Source organism: Desulfovibrio sp. 1188_IL3213 (genome assembly GCF_036763145.1).
Lineage (GTDB): Bacteria > Desulfobacterota > Desulfovibrionia > Desulfovibrionales > Desulfovibrionaceae > Desulfovibrio.
The window spans coordinates 1-3,637 of sequence record NZ_JBAIYR010000230.1 but is presented as its reverse complement, the minus strand read 5'-3'; the positions used below and the strand labels follow the sequence as shown (position 1 = coordinate 3,637).

4 protein-coding genes are annotated in these 3,637 nt (G+C 60.0%); all 4 read left to right on the top strand.

The genetic code is table 11. The features are described from left to right. Nucleotides 1-412, top strand: a 412-nt coding sequence (locus tag V6C16_RS09340) for a nucleotide-binding domain containing protein (protein ID WP_333543066.1), incomplete at its 5' end; no start/stop codon positions are given. A 24-nt stretch (nucleotides 413-436) separates the two neighbouring features. Beyond that, nucleotides 437-1,438: a 4-hydroxythreonine-4-phosphate dehydrogenase PdxA gene (gene pdxA / locus V6C16_RS09335; protein WP_333535168.1), complete on the top strand. Its 1,002-nt coding sequence runs from the start codon at nucleotides 437-439 to the stop codon at nucleotides 1,436-1,438. Between the two features lie 153 nt (nucleotides 1,439-1,591). Further along, nucleotides 1,592-2,917 (top strand): GntT/GntP/DsdX family permease, encoded by a 1,326-nt coding sequence (locus V6C16_RS09330; protein WP_333543065.1) that lies wholly within the window; start codon nucleotides 1,592-1,594, stop codon nucleotides 2,915-2,917. Between the two features lie 351 nt (nucleotides 2,918-3,268). Beyond that, a partial coding sequence (locus tag V6C16_RS09325; RefSeq protein ID WP_333543064.1) for a glycerate kinase occupies nucleotides 3,269-3,637 on the top strand: 369 nt, incomplete at its 3' end.

Sequence of the window (3,637 nt, the reverse complement as noted above, 5' to 3'; positions counted from 1 at the left end):
GGCGGACGCCACGGTTCTTGGCATCTGCACGGCCGTGGGCAAGGAAGACGTGTTTTCTCTGGACGACATGTCGCGCCGGATGAACCTCACGCATGCGGAAATTTCGCTGCGCATCAATAACGCCATTGCCGACGTGACCGACCGCGCCCTGCGCAGAAAAGATCTGCGCATCGGCGGCCTGTACACCTCCGGCGGCGAAGTCACGGTGTCTGTCATCCGCACGCTGGGGGCAGGCGGCTTTACGGTACGCGACCAGGTTCTGCCCCTTGCCGTCTACGGACATATTATCGGCGGCGTACAGGACAATCTGCCAATGATCACCAAGGGCGGCTTTGTGGGCGACAAAAACAGCCTGGTGGAATGCGTGGAATACCTCTTTACCAAGATATCCACGCGCAAGCGCCCATCATAACACGCATAAAAACAAGGAAAACATATGAAACCTCTCATTTGCGCCCCCATGGGCGACCCGGCCGGAATCGGCCCGGAAATTCTGGCAGCGTCTCTTGTGGATCCGGTGGTAACCGAAGCCGCCCGCGTGCTTGTGGTGGGCAATACCGAAATCATGCGACGCGCCGCAGCCCTCATGCATGTGAACCCTGATTTCAACGAGGTTGATGAAAATCTCGATGGCTGGCGCGAAGGCGCAGCCAATATCCTGAATATGGACAATCTGGATCTGGCCGATTTTGCCTATGGCAAAATTCAGGGGCAGTGCGGCAAGGCGGCCTTTGAGTATATCAAAAAGGCCGTTGAGCTGACCTTGGCGGGCAAGGCCCATGTGCTTGCCACCACGCCCATCAACAAGGAATCGCTCAAGGCGGGCGGCGTGCCCTATATCGGGCATACCGAAATCCTGGGCGACCTCACGGGCACGGCCGATCCCCTGACCATGTTCCAGGTGCATGGCCTGCGCGTTTTCTTTCTCAGCCGCCATCTTTCGCTCGTGGACGCCTGCCGGGCCGTGAAAAAAGACCGCGTTCTGGACTATCTGACCCGCTGCACCGATGCCATGCGCCTGCTGGGCATTGAAAATCCCTCCATTGTGGTGGCCGGGCTTAACCCGCACTGCGGCGAGCACGGCCTTTTCGGCAATGAAGAAGATGTGGAGATCGTTCCGGCCATTGAAGAGGCCAAAAAGCGCGGACTCAACGCACACGGCCCCAATCCTGCCGACTCGGTCTTTCATTTTGCCCTCAAGGGCGCATGGGACGCGGTGCTGTCGCTGTATCACGATCAGGGGCATATCGCGACCAAGATGGTGGATTTTGAGCGCACCATCTCCCTGACCCTCGGCATGCCCATACTGCGCACGTCCGTGGATCACGGCACGGCCTTTGACATTGCCGGAAAGGGTCAGGCCAGTGCCGTAAGCATGGTGGAGGCCATACGCCTTGCCGCCCTGTACGCCCCCGGCTTCAGGCATGCTCACGCCTGAAACCGGACGAACTGAAATGATCAGGCCGCCGACGCCCTGCGGGCAGCCTGTTGCCCCTGCACACCCTGCCTCGGCAGTTCGCCGGGCCAGAACGCAACCGCCGTTGGGAGAGTGATGATGGGAACCGCTCAAGCTTTTGGAATCGGCTATTCAATGACAATGCTGGCGATTGCTATCGCCATCGTCATTGTGCTGTGCATCTGGTTCAAGATACACGCCTTTGTCTCACTGACCACCGCAAGCCTGTTTCTGGCGCTGACCCACAATATGGAGCTGGCGAAGATTGTGGTGGCCTTTGAAGGCGGCCTTGGCAAAACTCTGGGCTTTCTGGCGCCCATTCTCGCCCTTGGGGCCATTCTGGGCAAACTTATGGAGGTTTCGGGCGCGGCGGAAAGGCTGGCGCGCACCCTCATACGCATTCTCGGCCAGTCGCGGGCGCACTGGGCCATGATGATCGTGGGCTATGTTTGCGGCATTCCCGTCTTTCTTCAGGTCGGCATTATCCTGCTCACGCCGCTGATGTTCTCCATTGTCAAAGAATCCAAACTGCCCCTTATCCAGGTGGGCATGGCCCTTGTGGTGGCCCTGACCACGGTGCACTGCATCGTGCCGCCCCATCCGGCGGCCATGGCCGTTACCGACCTGCTCAAGGCCGATGTGGGCAAGGTCATCTTTTTCGGCCTGCTGGTGGGCCTGCCCGCCGCCTGCGTGGCCGGACCCATTTACGGCAAGTTCATTGCCAGGCGGCTGCCCCCCGTCCCCCTTACCGGAGCCTATGCCGACACCGAGCCGCGCAAGGAATCGGAACTGCCCCCCTTTGGCAGCACGCTTTTCGTGGTTCTGCTGCCGCTGCTGCTCATGATTGCCAAAACCGTTGTGGAACTGAGCATCGACAAGCAGAATCCCCCTGTTTACATGACCTATGTGAACTTTATCGGCACGCCCATGATCGCCCTGTTCATCTCGGCAGTGGTGGCCTACTTTGTGCTGGGCCGCGCACGCGGCTTCAACTGGGATCAACTCGGCCGCTTCAGCGAATCGGGCATGGCTCCTCTGGCGTCCATCATGCTTGTCATCGGCGCTGCGGGAGCGCTCAACCAGATCATCACCGACAGCGGCGTGGGCCTTGTGCTCAAGCAGGTGCTCACCAGCCTTCAGGTAAGCCCCCTCATCCTGGCCTGGATTATCGCCATCACGCTGCGCTTTGCCCTCGGCAGCGCCACCGTGGCCATGATGACAGCCGCGGGCCTTATCCTGCCGGTGCTCGGCTCCAACCCGCAGCTTGACCCTGCCCTCATGGCTATCGTCATCGGAGCCGGGGCCATCGGCGCTTCGCAGGTGACGGACTCCGGCTTCTGGTTCGTCAAAGAATCACTCGGCATTCCTATGGCATCCATGTATGCTACCTACACGGCGGGCACGACCATCGCCGCTGTGCTGGGCCTGGGCGGAACCCTGCTGCTGCAGATGTTCCTCTAGACACTGTCTAGAATATTTACCGCCTGAAACGCCTCGGGCGACTGCGCGGGCATACCCGGCAATGTCCGGGCATCTCAATATATCCGGGCATACCCGGACAGCGCACGGCCTTCCTGGGCGGAAAAGTTCCTTTCTGCCCGGGAACCGTGCGCCTGCAACGAAAAAACATGAATAGCAAAATCGGGACCTCAACGTCCTGCTGCCGCCAGATTTTTTCAGGCTGTCGCGCTGCTGCCCTGAACTGTGAAAAATCCGGCCTTGCGCAGCGCGGCGATGCCCACAAGCCGTCGCAAGCTGGCGCACTCCGGCCATGCGACTGCCTCAAGCGTAAAATGCCATAAGGAGCATTGCATGAAAATCGTCATTGCGCCGGATTCATACAAGGAATGCCTGTCGGCCCTGCAAGTCGCCACGCTTATAGAGTCGGGCTTTCGCGAGATATTCCCCAAGGCGGACTATATCAAGGTTCCCGTGGCCGACGGCGGCGAAGGCACGGTGGAAGCAATGGTGGAAGCAACCCAGGGAACCCTTGTGCCGGTGACGGTCAGGGGACCCCTCGGCAATCCCGTAAAAGCCTTTTATGGCCTTACAGGCGATGGCGGCACGGCCGTCATTGAAATGGCAACGGCCAGCGGCCTGGGCCTTGTGCCGCCGGAACAGCGCAATCCCCTGCAGACCACAAGCTACGGCACAGGCGAACTCATCCGCTCGGCCCTGGAT